Origin of the sequence: Planococcus sp. APC 3900, assembly GCF_030407735.1 — a bacterium.
GTDB classification, from domain to species: Bacteria; Bacillota; Bacilli; order Bacillales_A; family Planococcaceae; genus Planococcus; species Planococcus notacanthi.
Genome location: NZ_JASDCT010000002.1, coordinates 210,542 through 233,172 on the forward strand (window position 1 = coordinate 210,542; position 22,631 = coordinate 233,172).

The following is a 22,631-nucleotide window of genomic DNA, read 5'->3' on the forward strand; positions in this document are numbered from 1 at the left end:
TCATTTCTAAAGGAAAGTTTACTCTTCGTCAGTCAGCCATTCTTTCTTCAGTTCATCCAACTCGCCGCTTTCTTCCATTTCAGCAAGAACACCATTCACTTCTTCAAGCAGGTCACTGCCTTTCGGAAAAGCAACAGCCATACCCGGTGAAGCTGTTGTCGGGTCGTCGAAAGCCCCTAAATCCTGTGCTTCGATATAGCCGAGTGCAACTTGTTTGTCCATGTATGCAGCGTCAATTCGGCCAGATAGAATTTCTTGGATCAATGCGCCAGAATCATCAAGTGCTTTTAATTCGAAATTGATGTCTTCGTCTGCGATGATGCTTTTCGCACCTTCTTCTTGGATCGTTCCAAGCTGGACGCCTACATTTTTGCCTTCCAAAGATTCAAGTGTGGTCAATTCTGAACCTTTGAGCGTGACGAACATTTCGCCCGAATGATTATATTCTGTAGAGAAATCAACATTTTCTCTGCGTGATTCTGTTGCGGACATGCCGGCAATCACCATGTCGACGCGGTCGTTCTGCAAAGCACCGATAAGGCCATCGAATTTCATGTCCGTAATTTTAAGTTCATAGCCAAGTTCATCAGCGATGTGGTTAGCCAGGTCAATATCAAATCCGACAATCTCACCTTCCGGATTGCGTGATTCAAAAGGTGCAAATTCAGCGGATGTGCCCATTTCCAATACTTTTTTTTCTTCTGATGCGCCTTCGCTCGAACTATCACTGCCACATGCTCCTAGCAATAATGCGGACGTTGCAAATAAAGCAATCAATGGTTTTTTCTTAATCATGTATGTTTCCCCCTAAGTAATGTATGTTTATTCATTAAAATGAATTTTAACACACCTTTCTGTTTTTGAGAAGTTTTTTTATGAGAGTGGAAAAAGTTTATTTTTTCAGAAATTTAAAAGGGCGAAAGACTGGCTCACTAGAATTCTTCAGTGGGCACTCGTGGGAAAAGGGAAATGGGTTGCGTATAATAACAGGGAGGAGGCGATAAAATGAGGAAATTGCTTTTGACCGGGTTCGAACCATTTCTGGATTTTACGGTCAATCCAACGATGAAAATAGTAGAAGAGCTGGACGGTGAGTTAATTGGGGGCTATGAAATTATCGGGAAGATCATGCCGGTGGACTTCAGTGCGTCTGGAGAAATGCTGCTTGATTTCATTGCGGAGGAAAATCCGGATGCGGTAATTTCTCTTGGTCTTGCAGCGGGGCGCTATAAGATTACGCCGGAACGGATTGCGATCAACGTCAAAGACGGGGCTGCTGATAACGAAGGCAATAAACCTGTCGATGAACCGATTCGCGAAGAAGGGGAGCCGGCATATCTATCCGCTTTGCCTATCCGGAAAATGGTCGACAGCCTGCTTGCTAATGGTTTGCCTGCAACGATCTCCAATACGGCGGGTGCATATCTATGCAATAATGTCATGTATGAAGGATTGCATTATGCGAAAACTACTAAACCAGAGATGAAAACAGGATTTATCCATATACCGGCTTCGCATGAATTGGCAATTCAGCATGGCCGCATTCCGAGCTGGTCACATGAGGATTTATTGAGAGGCGTTCGGATTTGTATCGAAGCGTTGGAAGAAGCATAAAAAGGGGCTGTCCCAAAAGACCCGGCTGATGTCCAGTGCGGCGGACGCGTTCCGAGGGCACGGCTTCTGCCGCTTCCCTCGCTGCGCTCAGTCCAGTGGCTCCAGCTCGCGCTGTTCCCGCTGGAGTCGCCGCCTTCATTCCCATCAGCCAGCTGTTCTCAGAAAACGTATTCCCCCATCAAAAAACAGCCGGAGAAAAAGGCTTTCTTTCTCTCCGGCTGTTTTATTTTAGAGACTTATGGAACAGCCCCTTCTTCTGATTAGATGATTTCCCAATTGCGCTTGGCAGCAACTGTCCGCAGTCTTTCTTCGGGTTGGACGGCTACCGGATGGCCGACCAGTTCAAGCACGGGCAAGTCTGAATGACTGTCGCCGTATGCGTAGCTATTGGCCCAATCAATGTCCTGGCCTTCGAGTGCTTCTTTGATTTTGGCTGTCTTTAGAGGGCCCTGGATATGTGAAATGGGTGTCCGGTGATCCAGGACGTTGTCTTTATAAAGGATTTCTGTTCCAATGATGGTCTTGATCGGCAATTGTTTTGTGACCGCATGCAGAAGCGGTGTAAAGGCTCCCGATACCAGCATGACGTAATCGTTGTTGGCTACATGGTTTTTCAAACGCTCAACGACGTTCGGATTCATATCGCCGTGCATTCGGTCTGCAATTTCGCCGAAATACTGTTCCAGCTCAACTTTCGTGAAAGTTTCGAGCGCAGACAGATAGGCCTGGACAGAGCGTTCGCGCATTTTCCGTTCGGGATAGATTTTCAGTTTATGGCCGATATAGGGAGGCATGATGGCCCGGTAAAATTGGCGGTAGCGTTTGCTGTGCTCAGGATGATTTTTCAAATGGTCCATCATCAGCTGGAAAGTTTCCTTCGAATACAAAGTTCCGTCAAAATCAAATATGGCTACACGCAAGGTGATCAACTCCGGTTTCTCAATTTTTTTCTATTGCTATTATCATAGCGGAAAAACAGAGCCTCTTCCAGCGGATGGCTGCTGCAGGTTTAGGCATTTTCTTCTTAAGGGTATGGAAGGTTAAACGAATAATTACGCCACAGGAGGTTTTACGATGGAAAAGCAGCGCATCACAGTCGGTTACGTCGAATTGACTCAGGAAGAGTCGGACCGGCTGTTTCAAGAAGTGAAAAAAGATAAAGATATCGAAAACTATAGCGAACTTCAAGGATTGATGGAAGATTTTGATTCTGTCATCATCGAACCCGATGCACGGCCCCTCGCTGATATTCTTGATGGGGATGAAGCGCCCACAGAAACAGAACAGGGCGGCACCCGCTATATTGAAGTCTTTAATAAACTCGAAGAAGATACCCGTTATCGTTTCGAATCGTCAGATCAAAACTAAAACCAGCCGCCCATTTTCTGTGTTGGGCGGTTTTGTTATGGCAGATTCATTGGCAGAAGGCTTTCGTAAACGGAAAAAACAATTTTAGAGGAATTCACGGGAGTCTTGGCCTGATTATTCCTGATTGTCCTCACTTTAAAAAAGGATGACCCATTTTTGGGTCATCCTCTTTTTTAAGTTTCTTCTATTCTTCTATTTTTCCGATGCAGCGTTCACATTCGTAGATGATCGATTCACGTTGTTCCTTGATTTCGCATCCACATTCCCGGCATTCCTTTTTCGAGCGAGTTTCATAAGTCTGTGTGTTTTTCATCATGATCTCCTCCAATGGTTTAGTTTAGTATGTCGTACCCAGGCAGTGTCAGGAATTCAGCAAAATCACTTTGCAGCGTGAGGCTTGTAAACAATTCGCGGGCTTCCGCGTAGTTTCCAGTTGAATATTTCGCTTCGCCGACGGCTTGTTTGATTTTGGCGGCTTCTTCTTCGGTAACTTCATGGAATAACGAAACATCGATAGTACGGCCGTCTTCCAAAATCCCTTTCGGGTGGCGAATCCATTGCCATACTTGAGAGCGTGAAATTTCAGCTGTTGCGGCATCTTCCATCAAGTTATTGATAGGTGCTGCGCCGTTTCCTGACAACCAGGAAGCGATGTATTGGATACCGACTGAAATATTGGAGCGAAGGCCATCTTCTGTAATCGTGCCCTCGGGAACTTCAACTAGTTGCGCAGCCGTCACTTGGACATCTTCCCGTTTCTTATCGATCTGGTTAGGAGTGGGCATGTGTTCGTTGAATTGTTCCATCGCGATTGCGACCATCCCGGGATGGGCAACCCATGTGCCGTCGTGGCCGTCCACCGCTTCACGGCGTTTGTCTTCTGCTACTTTTTGGAATGCAGCTGCGTTGGCTTCATCATTTCCTTTAACAGGAATCTGAGCGGCCATCCCGCCGAGTGCCGGTGCATTGCGTTTATGGCAAGTCTTGATGCAAAGCTGTGTATAGGCTCGCATGAACGGGACGGTCATCGTCACTTGTGAACGATCCGGGAAAATGTATTCCGGAAGGTTGCGCATCCGTTTGATGACGCTGAAGATGTAATCCCAGCGCCCGCAGTTTAAGCCAGCAGAGTGATCGCGTAATTCGTAGAGGATTTCATCCATTTCAAATGCAGCCAAAATGGTTTCAATCAATACAGTTGCTCGAATGGTGCCTTGCGGAATCCCCAGTTCATCTTGTGCGAAAACGAAAACGTCGTTCCACAGGCGAGCTTCTAAATGGCTTTCCATTTTTGGAAGATAGAAATAAGGGCCGCTTCCACGCTCAATTAATTCTTTAGCGTTGTGGAAAAAGTATAATCCGAAATCGACCAGGCTGCCGGAAATCGGCTGTCCGTTAATATGGATATTTTTCTCCATTAAATGCCAGCCGCGAGGACGAACCATCAACACTGCTGTTTGTTCATTCAAAGCATACTTCTTTCCGGTTTCAGGAGCTTCAAAATCAATTTGGCGTCGAACCGCATCACGTAAATTTATTTGTCCATCAATGACGTTGAACCAATTTGGTGCAGTAGCGTCTTCCAAATCCGCCATGAACATCTTGGCGCCGGAGTTCAATGCGTTGATCAGCATTTTCCGGTTGGTCGGACCTGTGATTTCGACACGTCGGTCCTTCATGTCTTCTGGGAGTGGGGCAATGGTCCAATTATTATTTCGGATATGTTTGGTTTCAGGAAGAAAGTCGAGTTTCTTGCCGGCATCAATTTCTTTTTGGCGAACTTGTCGTTTTTCGAGAAGTTTAACTCGCTGTTTATCAAAATTTGTATGAAGCTTTTCAATAAATTCTAAAGCTTCAGGTGTTAAAATTGTCTCCATTCCCGGAACTTTTTCACCTTTTATAGTCACAGTCGATTTAGTCAACAAACAAATCATCCCTTTCTGAGAAAAAATTTAGAACATCTGTATTAATACAGTTTGTTTTGATGTATATTAATATATAACAGAAAATTCTAACTGTCTTGCAAACAGGACGAAAAGGAGTATTCAGCGATAAAAGCAGTTATAAGGGGATAAACACATTTGGAAGGGGAGTCAGGGGATGGAAAACAGTATGTTGGAACAAATGGGGTTTATTATGGGAGACTGGATTCCGAAAGAAGCATCGATTGCGATTGCGGTAGAGGATCGCTACATCTACTATAAAGCAGGTATTCATGACTTGAAGATCCGGGAAGGCGAACCCGTACTGCCAGGCAGTATTGCTGCACGTGCAAAAACCGATGGGAAGCGGATTGAGATGTATGTAGAGGAATCGATTTTGGGAACAGCTTATTATGGCATCGGTTACCCAATCAAGTTTGGCGGCATTGAAGGTGTGTTGGTGATCATCCTGCCGCCTGATTACTTAGTCCGCAAAAAACAGCCGATCCGATTTTTAACTGGGAAAATCGACGAAACGTGGAAGCCGGTTCCAATCGATCAAGTTTCCCATATTGAAAGCAGCCAAAAGAAAACCTGGTTTTACACGGAGCAGGAAACCTATTGTTCTATCCATACCCTGAAAAACTTGAAGCATCAATTGCCGGATACCTTCTTGCCGATTCACCGCTCTTATATCGTGAATATCAATTATATAGAAGAAATCTCCCGGGATATTGCATCAAATTATCAATTGACCCTTAGAGACGGCTCAGTTTTGCCGGTAAGCCAAAATTACACTGCAAGTGTAAGGGAACGGCTGGGGTTTTAATCGAATACAGAGAAACTTCACTCGGCAGGGTTCTTCATGGCAACTGACCCTTAAAGCAGGGAAAACGAAAAGCCAGCTGAGGATTTTTACTCCTCAGCTGGCTTTTATGCAAACATTTTTCCTGGGTTCAGTAGATTATCAGGATCCAGCATGCGCTTCATATTCTTCATGACAGCAATAGCTGCTCCGTGTTCGGCATCCTGATATTTCATTTTGCCAAGCCCGACACCATGTTCACCTGTGCACGTGCCTTCCAATTCAATGGCACGGAAAGCGAGCTTTTCGTTGATTTTTTCAGCTCCTATTTTTTGGACAGGATCTTTGGCATCGTATGAAATCGTCGTATGGAAATTCCCGTCGCCGATATGTCCCAAGGCTCCGCCTTCCAATCCGCTTTCTGCAATGAGTTCCAGGGCGTAATCGATGAGTTCCGGAAGTTTGGAAATCGGTACGCAGACATCACCGCCCGTGACAGTCATTCCGGACTGATGCCTGAAGGCGTAAGCCATTTCATGGCGGGCTTTCCAAATCATCGCCCGTTCTTCTGAATCTGCTGCAACACGCCAATTTTCAGCGTTCATGTCGTGCATCAGTTCTTGTGCCAAAGCCGCTTCTTCTTCAACGGCATTTTTCATGCCGGCAAACTCAAAAAAGAGGGAGTGCTTTTCAGGCAGTCCATAGTTTCCGTAAGCATTCACTTTTCCAATGCTATAGGCATCGACGAATTCCATGCGCTGGACAGGAATGCCGCTCAGCAAAATCATATGCGCGGCTTCTGCACATTGGTGGGGAGTTTCGAAAGTACAACTGGCAGCAATGGTGTGCTCAGGAATTCCGTGTAGCTTTAAAGTGATTTCTGTAATGATGCCAAGCGTGCCTTCTGAACCGGTGAACAGCCCGGTCAAATGGTAGCCGGAAGATGATTTTTTGGCTTTTGTGCCGGTATGGAGCAATGTGCCGTCTGCCAATACCACTTCCAAATCGACAATTTGATCACGCATGACGCCATAGCGCACTGCTGTGGTTCCGCTGGCGTTGTTGGCCGCCATGCCGCCGATGGATGCATCTGCACCAGGGTCCACCGGAAACTGCAGACCATGCCGATTGATGATGTTGTTCAATTGCAGGCGCGTGATGCCGGGCTGAACGGTGACCAATAAGTCTTCGGGTGAAAATTTCACGATGTTGTTCATGCGTTCGAAATTAAGCGAAATCCCGCCATTCAAAGGAATGGCTTGTCCTTCCAAGCCTGAACCGATGCCGAATGGAGTAATAGGAATGGAAGCATCACGGGCAATTTTCATGATGGCGATCACATCCTCTGTGGATTCCGGGAAGCAGACAAGTTCAGGTTCGACAGGTGGATGCTCGGATTCATCATGGCTATGCCTGTATAATTCGCTGATGCTTTTTGAATATTGATCTGTTTTTAAGATGCTTTCTATTTGCGTGATCCAATGATTTGTCATGCGGGTGACTCTCCTTTTATTTTATTAATAATTGATGAATGACAAAGGTTTAGTACAAATTCAAATCAGGGTAAAGAGTCTAAAAATCACTGAGGAGGAGCTATGAAAAAACTCATCGGATTTGCACTGATTTTACTGGTGTTGCTTGCTGCTTGCGGACGGCCTGCTGATCAATCCACTTCAACAGAACAAGAAGGAGAACAAGAAACCTATACAATCCGAATAGCTTATCTGGTGCCCGAAGAACATTCTGCCCATATCCAATCTTTGAAATTCAAAGAAAAACTGGAAGAAGAGTCTGATGGGCGGCTTATTGTAGAATTGTATCCGAATGGCCAATTATATGGATCGGACCGTGAAGCGATTGAAGCGGTACAGCTGGGCAATCTGGAAATGACCATTCCGGCGGTAGCCCCATTAGCTTCATTCAATGAGAAGTTTCTGGTTTTCGATTTGCCGTTTCTTTTTAATGATTACGATGCCGCCTATACAGCATTGGACGGAGAGCTGGGCCAGGAACTGCTGGACAGTCTGGAGCAAAACGATTTAAAGGGACTGGTATTCGGTGAAAATGGCTTCCGGCATGTTTCCAATAACGACAAGCCGATCCAATCCCCTGAAGACATGGAAGGGCTGAAACTGCGGACCCTGGAGAATCCATTGCATACAGATACTTTTAAGGCGTTCGGAGCCAATGCCTCTCCATTTGCATTTGGAGAACTTTATACAGCCTTGCAGCAAGGAACGTATGATGCGATGGAGTGCCCAATTTCCCTGTACTACACGAATAAATTCTATGAAGTCCAGGATTATTTGACTTTGACGGGACATGTCTATGCAGCTGCCATTCTTCTGGCCAACAACGATTTCTACACTAGCTTGCCTGAAGATCTGCAGCAACTGGTCATGGAAGCGTCTGAGGAATTCAAAGATGAACAGCGTGCACTCGCCCAGCAGCAGGATGTGGAATTCCTGGAACAACTGAAAGCGGAAGGCATGCAAGTCAACGATTTGACAGCTGAACAACGCGATGAATTTCGTCAAGCGGCGCAGTCTGTCTATGAGAAATACGAAAGCCAAATCGGCAAAGATCTGATTGATCGGGCATTGGCGGCGAATGAATAGAAAAGAGTGGAAACCAGGGAGCGTTCCCTGGTTTTTTTGATTTCAAGCAAATCGGTAAAGGGAGAAAGTTATTAGAAAATTGGAATTTTTACTATACAAACGAATCTGTCTATTCTATACTTTCTGTATACAGTATACACTGTACAAAATTTTTATGTAGAGGGGAGGAATTATGGAGAAAATCGTGAAACAAGCCACATTGGCGGATCAAGCATACGAGTATATCAAGAAAATGATCATTACTGGAAAGTTGAAACCGGGCCAGGAATTGCCGGAAGAAAAACTGGCATTGGAACTCGGCATCAGCCGGACGCCTTTAAGAGAAGCTCTAAAAAGACTGGCTGTTGATGCGCTTATCGAGTTAAGAAAAACACGACCTGCCATAGTAGCAGCCTTTACATTCCAGGATGTCCAGGAAATTATGGAGCTGCGCAGGCTATTGGAAATCTATGGTCTTGAAAATCTTTCGAAGGCAGATCAACAGCCTGTCATGAATGAACTGAGAAAAAATGTGGAACGCCAATTTCAGGCCGTGCAAGCTGAGAGGGTGGTGGAATTTATGGATTTGGACCAGGAGTTCCACTCCTTCCTCTACCAGAATCATGCCAACAATCGCTTGAAGGAAATGATAAAAGGCATTAACAGTGGCGGCAGCCGGGCATTTTTGCTGCTGTCAGACACTGCAGCCGACAGTTCCAAAAAGGCATACGGTGAACATTTATCCATCCTTAAAGCAATTGAAGAAGGCGATATCGGCAAAGCGAAACAGCAGTTGGCCATCCACTTGGATAATATCGAGAGCCGGCTGCTGAAATACATTTCACAGGAGGAACTATGAAAAAACTACTTGGACTATTTCTTATTGGACTATTTATCTTATCAGCCTGCGGAAGACCGGACAGTGGCACGACATCGACAGAAGACGGCGGTGCCGGAGAAGACACGTATACAATCCGATTGGCTCACTTAGTGCCGGAAGAACAATCTTCACATGTCGCAGCCGTAGCATTCAAAGAAAAACTGGAAGCGGAATCAGACGGCCGCCTGACAGTTGAGTTGTACCCGAATGGCCAGCTTTATGGTTCAGACCGCGAGGCGATTGAAGCGGTCCAGCTCGGCAATGTTGAAATGACCATCCCGGCTGTAGCGGCAATGGCTTCATTCAATGAAAAATTCCAAGTGTTTGACCTGCCATTTCTTTTCAATAACAACGAAGCAGCATACCGAGCATTAGATGGAGAACTGGGACAAGAGCTATTGGCTGATCTGGAAAACAACGGCATGAAAGGCCTGGTCTTTGGCGAGAATGGATTCCGCCATGTTTCCAACAACGAAGGACCGATTGAATCACCGGAAGATATGCAGGGCCTGAAAATGCGGACATTGGAAAGCCCGCTGCATACGGATACCTTTAATGCTTTTGGAGCAAACGCTTCTCCGTTCGCCTTTGGTGAGTTGTATACAGCTCTTCAGCAAGGCACCTATGATGCGATGGATTGCCCGATTTCCCTTTATTACACCAATAAATTTTACGAAGTCCAGGATTACCTGACTTTGACTGGGCATGTTTATGCAGCAACAGCATTATTGGTGAACAACGATTTCTACAATACCCTTCCGGCGGATCTGCAAGATCTGATCACGGAAGCTTCTGAAGAATTCCGTACAGAGCAACGCGAATTGGCCCAGCAGCAGGACGGCGAATTCCTGGCTCAGTTGGAAGCAGAAGGTATGCAGATCAATGATTTGACGGATGAACAGCGCAATCAGTTCCGTGAAGCAGCAGAATCTGTTTACACGAAATACGAAGGTCAAATCGGCAAAGACGTTATCGATCAAGCGTTGGCAGCAAATGAAGAATAAATGAAAAGGACAGTTGAAGAATCAAGGAAGAAATTCCTTGATTTTTCATTTTTTCTGCACTAATGGACGCTGTTCTGCCGGTTGAAGGTTTTTAAGAAAGGAAGTGTAAAAATGATTAAAAAATTTGAGAAGGCAGAAGAGGCCTTTCTGGTTTTTACATTAGTCGTTATGGTGGCTTTAATCTTTGGGCAAGTCGTTGGACGCTACGTTTTTTCCAATGCACCCAGTTGGACAGAAGAGATGGCTCGCTATATACATATTTTTCAAGTATGGATAGGAGCGAGTTATGCAGTGAAATTGCGTGAACATATACGGGTGGAAGCCTTCATTACACGCTTTAAAGGCCTGCCAAGAAAGATTCTGGAAACGATCTCATTGGTCATTTGGTTCGCGATGGCTTTATTCCTGGCTTATTTTGGAACCGATCTTGTGTTGAGCAGCATCGCCAATGGACAGGTCACGCCAGCGATGCAATTGCCGATGTGGATTCCATTTTTGGCTATCCCACTGGGCGGCATCGGAATGTGTATCCGATTGATCCAGCAATTGATCAAAATTTGGCAGGGCGATTACGAGATGCATAAAGGAGGGGACCTTCCGGTATGACAATAGCTCTTTTATTCGGCACCTTATTCATTTGTTTGCTGATCGGCGTACCGATTGCGATTGCGTTGGGCGTTTCAGCGTTGACAGCGATTTATTTCGGCACAACTTTACCGCTCAGCATCATCACTCAAAAAGCATTCACTTCACTCGACTCGTTTCCTTTGCTGGCGATTCCGTTCTTTATGCTGGCAGGAATTCTTATGGGAAAAGGCGGCGTTTCCAAGAGGCTATTGGCGTTTGCGTCAGCTTTGGTCGGCTGGATGACAGGCGGATTGAGCATGGTGACCATCGTGGCCTGTATGTTTTTTGCGGCTATTTCGGGATCAGGTCCAGCAACAGTTGCAGCAATCGGCGGCTTTATGATCCCGGCAATGATTGCGCGTAAATATGACGGGGGCTTTGCGTCAGCTGTTGCAGCTTCTGCAGGATCTATCGGTGTCATCATTCCGCCGAGTATTCCATTTGTCTTGTATGGGGTTATCGGGGGAGTTTCAGTCGGCAGCATGTTCCTGGCAGGCATTATTCCAGGATTGATCATCGGTGCTGGCCTGTTGTTGACTGCATATCTTATTTCCAAGAAGCGTGGCTATAAGCCGGAACCTGGCGAAGCATCGTCCTTTGAATTTAAGGACGTGCTGAAAACCTTCTGGGACGCCAAATGGGCTTTGTTGATTCCTGTCATTATCCTGGGCGGCATATACGGCGGTATCTTTTCTCCAACTGAAGCGGCCGTAGTTGCTGTAGTATATGCTATAATTATCGGCAAATTCGTTTATAAAGAATTATCCTGGCACGGACTTTATGAAAGCTTCAGAGAAGCCATTGTCATCAATGCCACCACGATGATCATCATTGGTTTATCGGTATCGTTTGCTTACTTTATGACCATCGAACAAATTCCAGGAGAAATCTCTGACTACTTAACAGCATTGTCGACGAATCCATTGGTCATTCTTTTAGCCGTCAATTTATTGTTGCTGGTGGTTGGGATGTTCATTGATACCATTTCGGCATTGGTCGTCCTGACTCCGATTCTGTTGCCGATTGTTGTTTCTGTCGGAGTGGATCCGATCCATTTCGGTGTCATTCTTGTAGCCAACTTGGCAATCGGTTTTGTCACACCACCGCTTGGAGTCAACTTATTTGTGGCTTCAAGTGTCGGAGGGGTTCGCTTCGAACGCATTGCTTTGGCCGTTGTGCCATTCTTGTTATCGATGATTGTATGTCTGTTGATCATCACATTCATCCCTGCTCTATCTCTGTGGCTGCCAGGACTTTATGAATAACGAAGATTTTTAATGAGAGAAAGGTTGTCACGTATGAGCATTTCTATTAATAGCCGGATCAAGTCGATTGAAATTTCAGGCATCCGGCAGTTTTCCAATCAACTGATCGATTTTCCGGAAGCCATTAACTTAACGATTGGACAACCCGATTTCCCGACACCTGAAGCTGTGAAACTGGCCGCGATCGAGGCGATCCGCAACGATCAGACCAGTTATACGCATAACGCAGGCTTGCTTGAGCTGCGTGCGGAAATTGCGTCTTTTTTCCAGGACAAATACGGGTTGAACTATGACCATAAAACAGAAGTCATCGTTACCAACGGCGCCAGTGAAGGATTGGATTCCCTTTTTCGAGCGATTCTTGAAGAAGGCGATGAAGTCATTTTGCCTGCACCTGCTTATCCGGGATACCAGCCGATCATCGAACTATGTGGCGGGAAAGTGATTTATTTGGACACTTCAGATACTGGTTTCCAACCCGATCCGCAGCGCCTGGAAGGTTTGATTACTGACCGGACCAAAGCCGTGCTAATGAATTTTCCATCCAATCCGACAGGAATCACCATGGAGTCGGAACAGCTTGAAAAAGTAGCTGCGGTACTGGAAAAACATGAGCTCTTTATCGTTACCGACGAAATATACAGCGAAAATTCATATGGTGAAAAACATTCTACATTTGCCCGTTTTGAAAGTTTACGAAACCGGACATTTTTGGTGCACGGTCTATCAAAATCACATTCCATGACTGGCTGGAGAATCGGTTTTGTGCTTGGGCCGGAAATGTATATGAAGCATGTACTGAAAGTTCATCAGTATAATGCCATTTGTGCAGCTGTACCAAGCCAATTTGCAGCGCTTGAAGCGATGAAAAACCAACGCTACGTACCTGCGGAAATGAATAAGGAGTATCTTCAGAGAAGAGATTTCGTCTATGGCCGTTTAACTGGAATGGGTATTGATGTCATCCTGCCGAATGGAGCGTTTTATATTTTTCCGTCGATTGAGAAATTCGGAATTTCATCTTTTGAGTTCGCTACGCGATTGCTGAAAGAAGGCGGAGTAGCAGCAGTACCAGGCTCGGCCTTCACAATATATGGCGAAGGTTTTGTGCGGATTTCCTATGCCTATAGCATGGCAGTGCTCGAAGAAGGCATGGACCGATTGGAGAAATTCATCGATACATTAAACTGATTCGAGGATTCTGCGATTACTATGCTTCTATCGGGGTAAAGTTCCATAAAGAAAGGAGCTGATAGGCATGGAAACTGTTAGGTTTTATCGATTTGAAGACGATGGGGTTATTCCTAACAACCGATCGCTTGAAGTGATAGTGTATCCGACTGCCTTCAAGGAGAATACGCAAGAAATCGAAGAAGTGTTCAACCGCCATGAGTGGACGAACAGCTGGACAGGCGGTGTATTTGAATATCACCATTACCACAGCAATACACACGAAGTATTGGGGGTACTCAGTGGAACTGCCACGCTGCAGCTGGGCGGTGAGCAAGGTGAAATTTTGGATATTGCAGCAGGGGATGTGGTCTTGCTTCCAGCAGGAACCGGCCATAAAAAATTGGATGCCAGCAGTGATTTTGAAATTGTCGGAGCTTATCCGGGAGGTGTCTCTTATAACCTCAAGACCGGTGAACCCGGAGAGCGCCCTTATGTGCTGGAAGATATCCAAAACACGCCGTTGCCGAAAATGGATCCCGTTTTCGGCGACAGCGGACCCGTTAATGAAAACTGGTCATGAAACTCACAAAAGCCCCTTGCCGGATTTTTCAGGCAAGGGGCTTTTGCATGTTAAAGGCGTCTAAGGTGCAACTCTGTTACTCATAGTAGCCTTCCGTCGATTTACGGAACGTTTTGAACTGGTTCGCATCATGGCCAAACCAGACATCGGAATTGGTTTCTTTTGCGATTCTGCGTATTTTTTCAACTGCAGTCGTATAGCCCACTGAATCATATAAGATGCCGGGCGGCTTGATTGGCGGGCCGTAACTCTCTGCCGTATAGATGGCATCCGAGGCCAAGATGATGCCGCCTGTTTCCGGCATTTGTATCTGAAGGCCGAGCATGCCCCACGCATGCCCGCTTCCGAAGTTCAGGATTTTGATGCCTTCAGCCAGTTGCAGCCCGTCCTCTGTCCGTTTGACGGTCTGCCATTGCAGGTTGTTCTTGATCCAGGCGTCGATGTCGCCCCAGATATAGGCACCTTCCTTCATGTTGCGGGCATAGGTCTGCAAAGCGCCATTCAGTTCATCTTCGTGAACGATGATGGTCGCATTGGTGAACAGCTCAAGGCAGCCGGCGTGATCCAAATGCAGATGGGAAGCCACTACATATTTGATGTCTTCAGGCCGGACATTCAATTCCTCCAAGCGGTGATGGAGGTAGCACTCTTCCGGCATATCAATCGGAAACAGTGATTGCGTCACTTTCCCCCAACGTCCTTCGGCACCCATTGAATTCGGATTGCAGGCGGTGTCGAACAGGATTTTGCCTTCAGGATGATCGATCAATACGGTGTAGACTGGAAATGTCACCATTTCACTCGGTGGATTTGGATTTTCTGCACTTGCGGGATTATGCATGGAAATCAGGTAGTTCTTATCCATGCTCAATGTGCCATTGTCCATTACGTACAGTTTCGGGTTTGCCTTGATAATACCAGTCATCAAATGTCCCCCTCTCAGAATAATTACATAATATCATAATATTCAGTTTACTGTGAAGGGATATAAAAACTCCTGAACCAATAAGTTCAGGAGTTAAAAGGGAGTGAGGTTAATGAACCAATGCAGGCTCAAAGAATTCTTTGTATAATTCGTTCAATATCTTTTGTTCATCTTCTTTTAGAATGCCGAAGACTAAACTTACTTCAGAAGAACCCTGGTTGATCATTTCGATGTTGACGCCGGTTCTGGCAAAAGCGTTTGCTGCACGTGCAGTAAGTCCTTTTGTATTGTTCATGCCTTCACCAACCAAAACAATCATGGAAAAATCATTGCGGATATGGACGTCATCAGCCTGCAGTTCAGATTTGACCCGATCGACAATCCGCTGTTCTTTATCAGCAGTCAATTGATGGCTGCGCAAAATGACGGATAAGTTATCGATGCCGGATGGAATATGTTCATAGGAAATGCACTCATCTTCCAAAATCTGCAGCAGTTTGCGGCCAAACCCGATTTCACGGTTCATCAGGTATTTGCTGACATAAAGCGTCGAGAAACCGCTATCTGCCGAAATTCCTGTAACCGGGCGCAGGGAAGTGTCGCGTTCTGCAACAATCATCGTACCAGGGGCAGATGGATTATTGGTATTGCGGATGCATAAAGGAACCGCTGCTTTAAAAACAGGCATTAAAGCTTCATCGTGCAAGACGGCAAATCCCGCATACGAAAGCTCGCGCATTTCACGGTAAGTCATCTGTTCGATTTCGACCGGATTAGCGACGACGCGTGGATTGGCGACAAACACACAATCGACGTCAGTAAAGTTTTCATACAGCTCAGCTTTGACGGAAGCTGCAAGAATCGATCCGGTGATATCCGAGCCGCCACGCTCGAATGTCCGAAGAACGCCTTCTTTTGTATAACCAAAAAAGCCGGGGAAAACAGTGATGGTTTCTTTATTGCGCAGTTCTGCTAATCGGTCATAGGCTTCTGGAAGTGCCTGTGCCCGTTCAGGCAAGCCGTTTACAAATAGACCGGCATCAAACGGGTTGACATATTCGGCATTCAAGCCGATTGAAGTCAGGTAAGCAGCGATTAATTTTGCAGAGTTGTCTTCACCGCTTGCTTTGATCGAGTCAGCAAAAAGTGGGGGAGAGCTTTTATCTGCCTGAAGGCGGTTCAGAAGGTCTGTTTTGATGACTTGCTTAATGTCATTGCCCAGCTCCAACTCGTCAGCAATTTCCGCATAGCGTTCAACGACCTTTTCCAAGGCGGTATCCGTCGGTTCCTCGCGTAGCGCAGCTGCCGATAAATTAATTAACAAATCTGTCACTTTTACATCTCCATCAAATCGCTTGCCTGGAGCAGATACCACAATGATCTTACGAGAAGGCTCTGCTTTAACGATTGCTGCCACTTTTTTGATCTGTTGTGCACTAGCTACTGAAGTACCGCCAAATTTGCTTACTTTCATCCAATCAAGTCCCATCTTTTTTAATAGTCTGTAAAAGGGTTGTTTTAACTAAGATATAATACTATAATGTCCCTATGACAAAAACAGCTGTTTTTTCACAGTGTACACACCATGGGAGGAATCGTCAATGAAAAATGAAATTTCAATCGGATTATTAGGCCTTGGAACGGTGGGCAGCGGAGTTGCTAAAATCATTCAGCAGCATCAGCAGGATTTGCATCATAAATTAGGTGCCCAAGTTTCAGTAAAGAAAGTACTGGTCAGAGACACCAATAAAGACCGGCTTTCCAGTTTAGATCCGAGTGTATTCACGACGGATATAGAAGACATATTGAATGATTCTTCTCTCGATATTATTGTTGAAGTGATGGGCGGCATCGATGGTGCGAAGTCAGCTATTGAACAAGCGCTTAAAAATGGGAAACAGGTCGTAACGGCCAATAAAGATGTGATGGCTGAATATGGCCACGATCTATTAAAACTGGCAGACGCTGAAAAGTGTGACCTGTTCTATGAGGCCAGTGTTGCAGGCGGTGTGCCGATCATCCGCACATTGGAAGATGGACTCGCTTCAGACCGGATTTCGAGCCTGATGGGAATCGTCAATGGCACGACCAACTTCATCATGACGAAAATGAAAAAAGAAAACATGACTTATGACGACGCATTAGCTGAAGCTACTGCATTAGGTTATGCCGAAGCCGATCCTTCTGCTGACGTCGATGGCATCGATGCGGCAAGGAAAATGGTGATCTTGTCTTCGCTGGCCTTCTCAACCGAAGTCCATTTGGATGATGTCCTGGTAAGAGGCATGAAAGAAATCCGTGACGGTGACCTGGAACTCGCGAATAAGTTTGGTTATACCATGAAAATGGTCGGTTCTTCAACTAAAGACGAAGATGGAATCGAAGTTTCAGTAGAGCCGATCTTCCTGGCGAACTCACATCCGCTTGCTTCGGTCAACAATGAATTCAACGCAGTTTACATATACGGCGATGCAGTAGGTGAAACGATGCTTTATGGACCAGGTGCCGGTTCATTGCCGACGGCTACATCTGTGGTCTCTGATATCATTGCAGCTTGCCGCAACCTGCAGTTGGGCGTCAACGGAAAACGCGCACACGCAGCTCAGCATGAACGCGTTATAAAACCAGAATCGAAATGCTTTTCGAAGTATTGCCACCGTCTGCTTGTAAATGATGAAGTGGGCGTGTTGTCGAAAATGACTGCAGTCTACAGCAGGCATGGGGCGAGCATCCAGTCGGTTATACAGTCTCCGGCAAACGAAGACGGCAAAGCCGAACTGGTGCTGCTGACGCATCAGATTTCACGCCAGCAGCATTTGGATGTATTGAAGGAATTACAAGGAACGGCGAGCGTCATTAGCCATTACCGCATAGAAGGAGAGGAAACAGCATGAGATGGCAAGGACTGATTGAAGAACATAAAGAGTGGCTTCCCGTTACAGAACATACACCTTCACTGACATTACAGGAAGGGAATACACCATTGGTGCATTTGGAAAAACTATCAGAAGAATGGGGAATTGACCTCTATGTAAAACTGGAAGGAGCCAATCCAACCGGTTCCTTTAAAGACCGCGGCATGGTGATGGCTGTCGCCAAAGCTAAAGAAGAAGGCAAAACAGTATTGATTTGTGCTTCAACCGGCAATACCTCCGCTTCTGCAGCCGCTTATGGAGCCAGAGCGGGTATGCGTACAATTGTCGTCATTCCTGAAGGGCGCATTGCGCTTGGGAAACTGGCGCAAGCGAAAATGTACGGCGCAGAAATTCTTGAAATCAAAGGCAATTTTGATGAAGCATTGCAGATGGTTCGTGAGGTTGGCCAGGAGGCAGGCATTGCCCTCGTCAATTCCGTCAATCCTTACCGTTTGGAAGGACAAAAAACCATTGCGTTTGAAGTTATTGACCAATTAGGCCAAGTACCCGATATTTTCGCGTTGCCTGTCGGCAATGCCGGCAATATCTCTGCTTCTTGGAAAGGGTTCACGGAGTACGCAGAACGTACTGGCGAAAAACGCCCGACACTCTTAGGGGTGCAAGCAGCTGGAGCGGCACCGATCGTCAATAATAAAGTTGTGGAAAATCCCGAAACAGTGGCAACAGCCATTCGAATCGGAAATCCCGCGAGCTGGCAGCTGGCACTTGATGCCTTGGACCAGTCAAACGGAACGATTCTCGCAGCTACCGATGAAGAGATTCTGGAAGCCTATCAGTTGTTGGCTTCAACCGAAGGGGTATTTGCAGAACCGGCATCGTGTGCTTCCATCGCAGGCATCAAAAAGCAAGTGGAGAGCGGCCAATTGCCGAAAGGTTCAAAAGTTGTAGCTGTTCTGACAGGCAATGGATTGAAAGATCCGGAAACAGCGATTTCGGTCAATCAGCATAAAGCGCTTTTGGTTCCAGAAGACATGGAACGCTTTTGGGAGGATTTGAAAAAAGGAGTGAAAATATGAGCTGGAAAGAATTTTCAGTAACTGTTCCGGCTTCAACAGCCAATCTGGGTCCAGGATTTGATTCGATCGGGTTGGCATTGGATCTTCATATGTTTGTTCATGCCTCACCAGCAGCAGAGTGGCTGGTCGAATATAAAGATTCAGGCTATCAAGGGATTGCGAGCGGTGCCGACAACTTGATTGTCGCTACTGCCCAAGCTGTTGCGGATAAATATGGACAGCCATTGCCAAGCGCGAAATTGGTGGTCGAGACGGAAATCCCGTTGAGCAGAGGTTTGGGCAGCAGCGCATCCGCAATTGCGGCTGGCATTGAAATTGCTGACAGGTTAGCCGGATTAAAACTGCCGATGAAAGAGAAATTGAGAATAGGAACGGAAATGGAAGGGCATCCTGATAATATTTCCGCTTCACTTCTTGGGGGACTGACGATCTCCTATTTCGATGAAGACGAACTGGAAATCGTCCATATTCCGGAAGTGGAAATCGGTGTGGTTATCCTGGTTCCGCCGACTGAATTCCTGACTTCAGAATCCCGCAACTTATTGCCGGAAACCTTATCCCATAAAACAGCGACGCGGGGTGGTGCTGCAGGCAACGTCATGGCGGCTGCTTTGGCGAGAGGGGATTGGCAAACCGCAGGACGGATGATGCAGAAAGATGTTTTCCATGAACCTTACCGCAAAGAGCGATTCCCGGATTTCGATGCGATCCAGCAGGGTTGCAAAGATCTTGGCGTGTACGGTTCGGCCATCAGCGGTGCTGGGCCATCTTTGTTCATCGTCGTGGAAAAAGGCCGTGAAGAAGCGGTGGCCGCCCAATTGGAAGTGAAATTTCCACATTACGAGTGCCTGGTCACCAGACCATCCGCACACGGCATCAAAATATGTGAAACAGTGATTTAAACGAAAAGAAGCAGCCCGGAATTCCGGGCTGCTTCTTTTTTCGAGCGGTATTTTCTGTTCTCTATTTATATTTTAATGGACACATACTTGGTTTCCAAAAAGGCTTCCAATCCTTCTTGTCCGCCTTCACGGCCAACGCCGCTTTCCTTCATTCCGCCGAATGGAGCTTGAGCAGTAGAAGGGGCACCGTCGTTCCAGCCGACAATTCCGTAATCCAGGTTTTCGGATAGATACGTGCCGCGCGCCATGCTTTCGGTAAAGAAATAAGCCGCCAAGCCAAAGCGTGTATCATTCGCCAACTTAACTGCTGCTTCATCTGTTTCAAAAGACATGATCGGCGCTACAGGACCGAATGTTTCTTCGTTCATGACCAGCATATCCGAAGTTGCATCGACCAGTACAGTCGGATTAAAGAAATAGGCATTATTTTCTGAACGGCCATCTCCGCCGACCAAAACTTTTGCGCCTTTTTCGACAGCATCATTGACGTGCTTTTCAACTTTTTCATAGCCGTCTTTGTCTACTAATGGACCGATTTGTACGCCTTCGTCCAATCCGTTGCCAACTTTCAGGTTGCCTGCTGCTTGTTGGAGTTTCTGTGAAAACTCCTCGACGATACTTTTCTGAACGTAGATCCGATTGCCGCAGACGCAAGTCTGTCCGGCATTACGGAATTTCGAAGCCATGACGCCTTCAACAGCGAGGTCCATGTCCGCATCTTCCAAAACGATGATAGGTGCATGGCCTCCAAGCTCAAGTGAAAGGTTCAACATAGTTTCTGAAGCCTGTTTCATCAATTCCTTGCCAATTTCTGTAGACCCTGTGAACGTCAGTTTGCGGACATCCGGATGGCTGGTGAACACTTTGCCGATCTTGCCGGCGCTGCCCGTCACTAGATTAATGACACCTTTAGGGAAGCCTGCCTCAATAGCCAGCTCGTACATTTTAACAGCAGTTAATGGTGTCATTTTCGCTGGCTTCGCTACAAAGGTGCATCCAGCAGCTAAAGCAGGTGCCATTTTTCTGGCCATCATCGCTGCAGGGAAATTCCATGGGGTAATGGATACAACAACGCCGACCGGCTGCTTGTTGATTTGAATCCGTTTGCCTTCTTTGCTTGCCGGAATAGTGCGTCCATACATGCGCTTGCCTTCTTCAGCAAACCAGGAAACGAAAGAAGCCGAGTACTCAATTTCACCGATAGCTTCAGCTAAAGGTTTGCCCATTTCCTTCGTTAAAATTTCACCGATTTCTTCTTTATGCTCAAGCAGCAAATCATGCCATTTCATCAGCAGTTCAGCACGATGGTAGGCTGTTGTCTTCGACCATTCCGGAAAAGCCGCTGCTGCAGCTTCAATTGCAGCTGTGGCTTCTTCTTCGCCTCCGTTGGGTACTGAGCCAACAATCTCGCCAGTTGCCGGATTCATGACCTCTATTTTTCCATCTCCTGTTTCAGTCCATTCACCATTGATATAATGTCTGCCATTCATTTGTTCGAATCCTCCTTTTGAATTTTGCCTATCCTAATAAATACCTCTAAACGCGAGGAGGTAAACGTTTGGAGTGAAGCAGCAAGAATGCCGTTCGCAAAATATACACATTTATAAAACTGGAAAGGGATATGCAATATATAGCTATTGGAATCGGTTACATTAAAAATGAATGGCCACTCAATTTAATATTATTTCAAAATAGTCGTTTTATTCTATTTATTCCCTGCTGTTTGTGTGCTACTATTGCATCATTATAAAAGTTATCTTTAGAAAGCTTTGAGTTCAATAGCTTATTAAGAGAAAGAGGAGGAAATGGATATGGCCCAGATGCTCGCATTACCGATTTTGATTTTTGTTTTATTTATTGGCGAAGTAATCTCAACTCGCACAAAAGCGTGGATCCCTTCAATATTTGTCAGTGGGGTATTGTTTCTGCTGGGATATTGGACGTTCTTTCCTCCTGAAATTGTTGCCATTGCAGGGATACCGCCTGCAGTAGCTGTCATGCTGATTTATTTATTGATCACCAATATGGGGACTTTACTGTCTCTGGAAGAATTAAAAAACCAATGGAAAACCATCCTGATCGCTATAGCCGGAATTTTAGGGATTATTGCGGCATTGTTCAGTATCGGAATTCTGCTGTTCGATTTTGAAACAGTGGTGGTGGCGATTCCGCCATTGGTGGGTGGACTGGTTTCCGCGTTGATCATGTCAGAAGGTGCAGCAGCTGCCGGACTTCCGACCCTGGCTGTATTCGCCATCGTCATTTATGTTGTCCAAGGATTTGCTGGCTATCCACTGACTTCGATCATGTTGAAAAAAGAAGGCCAAAACTTGTTGAACAAATACAGAAATAATGAATTGACCGCAAAGCAGCTGCCTGGTGAACAAACAGGGGCATCGGGCAAAGCGGTCAAGGAACCGCGTATGTTTGCCAATATGCCGGATAAATACAATACGGATTTCTTTAAATTTTTCAGGTTGGCATTGGTTGGTTACCTGGCGTATCTGACTTCAACTCTTGCAGCTCCAATCGTGGAAATAAGCCCGTTCGTCCTGTGTCTGCTGTTCGGAGTTATCGGACGCAGCATCGGTTTCCTTGAGCGCCACCCACTGCAAAAAGCAAATGGCTTCGGATTCGCTATCATGGGCTTATTGCTTTATATTTTCGACGGATTGAAAAATGCTACACCGAGCATGATGCTTGAAATCCTGTATCCGCTTATCGGTTGTATCGTTATCGGTGTAATTGGGATGTACATCTTTTCATTCATCATCGGGAAACTTCTTAAAGTCAGCAAGGAAATGGCATTTGCGGTTTCATTGACAGCCCTTTATGGATTCCCGGCGGATTATATCATCACGGTGGAAGTCATCAATTCACTGACGAAAGACGAAGAAGAACGGGAAGTATTGACCAGCCATATGCTGCCGCCGATGCTTGTGGCAGGATTCATCACCGTTACAATCGTTTCTGTAATATTGGCCGGTATATTTGTCGGCTTCCTATAAGAACTGGAG

Annotated in this window: 22 protein-coding genes; 14 read left to right on the plus strand and 8 right to left on the minus strand. The window is 46.1% G+C overall.

The features are described 5' to 3' along the window. Nucleotides 1-18: 18 nt before the first annotated feature. The gene (locus QMA04_RS05035; RefSeq protein ID WP_290184324.1) at nt 19-795 is read right to left on the minus strand and encodes an ABC transporter substrate-binding protein; all 777 of its coding nucleotides are present in this window, start codon (nt 793-795) and stop codon (nt 19-21) included. Between the two features lie 210 nt (nt 796-1,005). Here QMA04_RS05035 and pcp point away from each other — a divergent pair, with 210 nt between their 5' ends. Then, complete coding sequence (gene pcp, locus QMA04_RS05040; protein ID WP_191713790.1) at nt 1,006-1,614, plus strand: pyroglutamyl-peptidase I; 609 nt, start codon at nt 1,006-1,008, stop codon at nt 1,612-1,614. A gap of 260 nt (nt 1,615-1,874) precedes the next feature. Here the strand turns inward: pcp and QMA04_RS05045 are convergent, their stop codons facing one another. Next, complete coding sequence (locus tag QMA04_RS05045; RefSeq protein WP_191713791.1) at nt 1,875-2,534, minus strand: HAD family hydrolase; 660 nt, start codon at nt 2,532-2,534, stop codon at nt 1,875-1,877. Nucleotides 2,535-2,688: 154 nt separating this feature from the next. Here QMA04_RS05045 and QMA04_RS05050 point away from each other — a divergent pair, with 154 nt between their 5' ends. After that, on the plus strand, nt 2,689-2,982 hold the full coding sequence (locus tag QMA04_RS05050; protein WP_191713792.1) for a hypothetical protein: 294 nt from the start codon (nt 2,689-2,691) through the stop codon (nt 2,980-2,982). 184 nt (nt 2,983-3,166) lie between these two features. On the opposite strand, the gene QMA04_RS05055 is transcribed toward QMA04_RS05050, so the two are convergent. Both QMA04_RS05055 and aceB read right to left on the minus strand, forming a co-directional pair. Further along, nucleotides 3,167-3,298, minus strand: coding sequence for a YhfH family protein (locus tag QMA04_RS05055; RefSeq protein ID WP_225218317.1), 132 nt, complete (start codon nt 3,296-3,298; stop codon nt 3,167-3,169). A 16-nt stretch (nt 3,299-3,314) separates the two neighbouring features. Then, on the minus strand, nt 3,315-4,916 hold the full coding sequence (aceB, locus tag QMA04_RS05060) for a malate synthase A (RefSeq protein WP_203339254.1): 1,602 nt from the start codon (nt 4,914-4,916) through the stop codon (nt 3,315-3,317). 166 nt (nt 4,917-5,082) lie between these two features. Between aceB and QMA04_RS05065 the strand changes: the two genes are divergently transcribed. Next, nucleotides 5,083-5,733, plus strand: a complete 651-nt coding sequence (locus tag QMA04_RS05065; RefSeq protein ID WP_290184326.1) for a LytR/AlgR family response regulator transcription factor — start codon at nt 5,083-5,085, stop codon at nt 5,731-5,733. Nucleotides 5,734-5,837: 104 nt separating this feature from the next. Here QMA04_RS05065 and QMA04_RS05070 read toward each other — a convergent pair whose 3' ends face one another. Continuing rightward, the gene (locus QMA04_RS05070; RefSeq protein WP_290184328.1) at nt 5,838-7,202 is read right to left on the minus strand and encodes an FAD-binding oxidoreductase; all 1,365 of its coding nucleotides are present in this window, start codon (nt 7,200-7,202) and stop codon (nt 5,838-5,840) included. Nucleotides 7,203-7,304: 102 nt separating this feature from the next. Here QMA04_RS05070 and QMA04_RS05075 point away from each other — a divergent pair, with 102 nt between their 5' ends. The 7 genes from QMA04_RS05075 to QMA04_RS05105 all read left to right on the plus strand — a co-directional run bounded on the left by QMA04_RS05075 (nt 7,305) and on the right by QMA04_RS05105 (nt 13,835). Continuing rightward, entirely contained in the window at nt 7,305-8,327 is a 1,023-nt protein-coding gene (locus QMA04_RS05075; RefSeq protein ID WP_290184330.1) for a TRAP transporter substrate-binding protein, read from the plus strand. A gap of 172 nt (nt 8,328-8,499) precedes the next feature. After that, entirely contained in the window at nt 8,500-9,165 is a 666-nt protein-coding gene (locus tag QMA04_RS05080) for a GntR family transcriptional regulator (protein WP_203339258.1), read from the plus strand. After that, on the plus strand, nt 9,162-10,190 hold the full coding sequence (locus QMA04_RS05085; protein WP_290184333.1) for a TRAP transporter substrate-binding protein: 1,029 nt from the start codon (nt 9,162-9,164) through the stop codon (nt 10,188-10,190). Before QMA04_RS05080 ends, QMA04_RS05085 begins: the two co-directional genes overlap by 4 nt. Nucleotides 10,191-10,301: 111 nt before the next feature. After that, entirely contained in the window at nt 10,302-10,796 is a 495-nt protein-coding gene (locus QMA04_RS05090) for a TRAP transporter small permease (RefSeq protein ID WP_203339260.1), read from the plus strand. Next, nucleotides 10,793-12,082: a TRAP transporter large permease gene (locus QMA04_RS05095; protein WP_203339261.1), complete on the plus strand. Its 1,290-nt coding sequence runs from the start codon at nt 10,793-10,795 to the stop codon at nt 12,080-12,082. The genes QMA04_RS05090 and QMA04_RS05095 overlap by 4 nt, the downstream gene beginning before the upstream one ends. A gap of 33 nt (nt 12,083-12,115) precedes the next feature. Continuing rightward, on the plus strand, nt 12,116-13,273 hold the full coding sequence (locus tag QMA04_RS05100) for an aminotransferase class I/II-fold pyridoxal phosphate-dependent enzyme (RefSeq protein WP_290184336.1): 1,158 nt from the start codon (nt 12,116-12,118) through the stop codon (nt 13,271-13,273). Nucleotides 13,274-13,340: 67 nt separating this feature from the next. After that, nucleotides 13,341-13,835, plus strand: coding sequence for a cupin domain-containing protein (locus QMA04_RS05105; RefSeq protein WP_290184338.1), 495 nt, complete (start codon nt 13,341-13,343; stop codon nt 13,833-13,835). A gap of 76 nt (nt 13,836-13,911) precedes the next feature. Here the strand turns inward: QMA04_RS05105 and ahlS are convergent, their stop codons facing one another. Together ahlS and QMA04_RS05115 are read right to left on the minus strand one after the other, a co-directional pair. Beyond that, entirely contained in the window at nt 13,912-14,760 is an 849-nt protein-coding gene (gene ahlS, locus QMA04_RS05110; RefSeq protein WP_191713803.1) for an AhlS family quorum-quenching N-acyl homoserine lactonase, read from the minus strand. Between the two features lie 109 nt (nt 14,761-14,869). Next, nucleotides 14,870-16,234, minus strand: a complete 1,365-nt coding sequence (locus tag QMA04_RS05115) for an aspartate kinase (RefSeq protein WP_191713804.1) — start codon at nt 16,232-16,234, stop codon at nt 14,870-14,872. 127 nt (nt 16,235-16,361) lie between these two features. Here QMA04_RS05115 and QMA04_RS05120 point away from each other — a divergent pair, with 127 nt between their 5' ends. From QMA04_RS05120 to thrB, 3 genes are read left to right on the plus strand one after another with little or no spacing between them, the layout of a single operon-like run. Beyond that, nucleotides 16,362-17,654 carry a homoserine dehydrogenase gene (locus QMA04_RS05120; RefSeq protein ID WP_191713805.1) on the plus strand — a complete coding sequence of 431 codons (1,293 nt, stop codon included), beginning with the start codon at nt 16,362-16,364 and terminating at the stop codon, nt 17,652-17,654. Next, a complete protein-coding gene (gene thrC / locus QMA04_RS05125) occupies nt 17,651-18,712 on the plus strand; it encodes a threonine synthase (protein WP_290184340.1) in 1,062 nt (353 codons plus the stop codon). The genes QMA04_RS05120 and thrC overlap by 4 nt, the downstream gene beginning before the upstream one ends. Beyond that, nucleotides 18,709-19,614: a homoserine kinase gene (thrB, locus tag QMA04_RS05130; protein ID WP_290184342.1), complete on the plus strand. Its 906-nt coding sequence runs from the start codon at nt 18,709-18,711 to the stop codon at nt 19,612-19,614. The genes thrC and thrB overlap by 4 nt, the downstream gene beginning before the upstream one ends. 65 nt (nt 19,615-19,679) lie before the next feature. Here thrB and QMA04_RS05135 read toward each other — a convergent pair whose 3' ends face one another. Beyond that, the gene (locus tag QMA04_RS05135; protein WP_290184343.1) at nt 19,680-21,104 is read right to left on the minus strand and encodes an NAD-dependent succinate-semialdehyde dehydrogenase; all 1,425 of its coding nucleotides are present in this window, start codon (nt 21,102-21,104) and stop codon (nt 19,680-19,682) included. A 321-nt stretch (nt 21,105-21,425) separates the two neighbouring features. Between QMA04_RS05135 and QMA04_RS05140 the strand changes: the two genes are divergently transcribed. Then, nucleotides 21,426-22,622, plus strand: coding sequence for a hypothetical protein (locus tag QMA04_RS05140; protein ID WP_290184344.1), 1,197 nt, complete (start codon nt 21,426-21,428; stop codon nt 22,620-22,622). Nucleotides 22,623-22,631 lie beyond the last annotated feature (9 nt).

Excerpts from the sequence above, each read along its gene's own strand:
- QMA04_RS05115 (WP_191713804.1), bottom strand. The coding sequence starts at position 16,234 with ATGAAAGTAAGCAAATTTGGCGGTACTTCAGTAGCTAGTGCACAACAG.
- QMA04_RS05085 (WP_290184333.1), top strand. The coding sequence starts at position 9,162 with ATGAAAAAACTACTTGGACTATTTCTTATTGGACTATTTATCTTATCA.
- QMA04_RS05090 (WP_203339260.1), top strand. The coding sequence starts at position 10,302 with ATGATTAAAAAATTTGAGAAGGCAGAAGAGGCCTTTCTGGTTTTTACA.
- ahlS (WP_191713803.1), bottom strand. The coding sequence starts at position 14,760 with ATGACTGGTATTATCAAGGCAAACCCGAAACTGTACGTAATGGACAAT.
- QMA04_RS05105 (WP_290184338.1), top strand. The coding sequence starts at position 13,341 with ATGGAAACTGTTAGGTTTTATCGATTTGAAGACGATGGGGTTATTCCT.
- aceB (WP_203339254.1), bottom strand. The coding sequence starts at position 4,916 with ATGATTTGTTTGTTGACTAAATCGACTGTGACTATAAAAGGTGAAAAA.
- QMA04_RS05035 (WP_290184324.1), bottom strand. The coding sequence starts at position 795 with ATGATTAAGAAAAAACCATTGATTGCTTTATTTGCAACGTCCGCATTA.
- QMA04_RS05120 (WP_191713805.1), top strand. The coding sequence starts at position 16,362 with ATGAAAAATGAAATTTCAATCGGATTATTAGGCCTTGGAACGGTGGGC.
- QMA04_RS05140 (WP_290184344.1), top strand. The coding sequence starts at position 21,426 with ATGGCCCAGATGCTCGCATTACCGATTTTGATTTTTGTTTTATTTATT.
- QMA04_RS05050 (WP_191713792.1), top strand. The coding sequence starts at position 2,689 with ATGGAAAAGCAGCGCATCACAGTCGGTTACGTCGAATTGACTCAGGAA.
- QMA04_RS05075 (WP_290184330.1), top strand. The coding sequence starts at position 7,305 with ATGAAAAAACTCATCGGATTTGCACTGATTTTACTGGTGTTGCTTGCT.
- QMA04_RS05080 (WP_203339258.1), top strand. The coding sequence starts at position 8,500 with ATGGAGAAAATCGTGAAACAAGCCACATTGGCGGATCAAGCATACGAG.
- QMA04_RS05065 (WP_290184326.1), top strand. The coding sequence starts at position 5,083 with ATGGAAAACAGTATGTTGGAACAAATGGGGTTTATTATGGGAGACTGG.
- QMA04_RS05135 (WP_290184343.1), bottom strand. The coding sequence starts at position 21,104 with ATGAATGGCAGACATTATATCAATGGTGAATGGACTGAAACAGGAGAT.
- thrC (WP_290184340.1), top strand. The coding sequence starts at position 17,651 with ATGAGATGGCAAGGACTGATTGAAGAACATAAAGAGTGGCTTCCCGTT.
- thrB (WP_290184342.1), top strand. The coding sequence starts at position 18,709 with ATGAGCTGGAAAGAATTTTCAGTAACTGTTCCGGCTTCAACAGCCAAT.
- QMA04_RS05055 (WP_225218317.1), bottom strand. The coding sequence starts at position 3,298 with ATGATGAAAAACACACAGACTTATGAAACTCGCTCGAAAAAGGAATGC.
- QMA04_RS05095 (WP_203339261.1), top strand. The coding sequence starts at position 10,793 with ATGACAATAGCTCTTTTATTCGGCACCTTATTCATTTGTTTGCTGATC.
- QMA04_RS05100 (WP_290184336.1), top strand. The coding sequence starts at position 12,116 with ATGAGCATTTCTATTAATAGCCGGATCAAGTCGATTGAAATTTCAGGC.
- pcp (WP_191713790.1), top strand. The coding sequence starts at position 1,006 with ATGAGGAAATTGCTTTTGACCGGGTTCGAACCATTTCTGGATTTTACG.
- QMA04_RS05070 (WP_290184328.1), bottom strand. The coding sequence starts at position 7,202 with ATGACAAATCATTGGATCACGCAAATAGAAAGCATCTTAAAAACAGAT.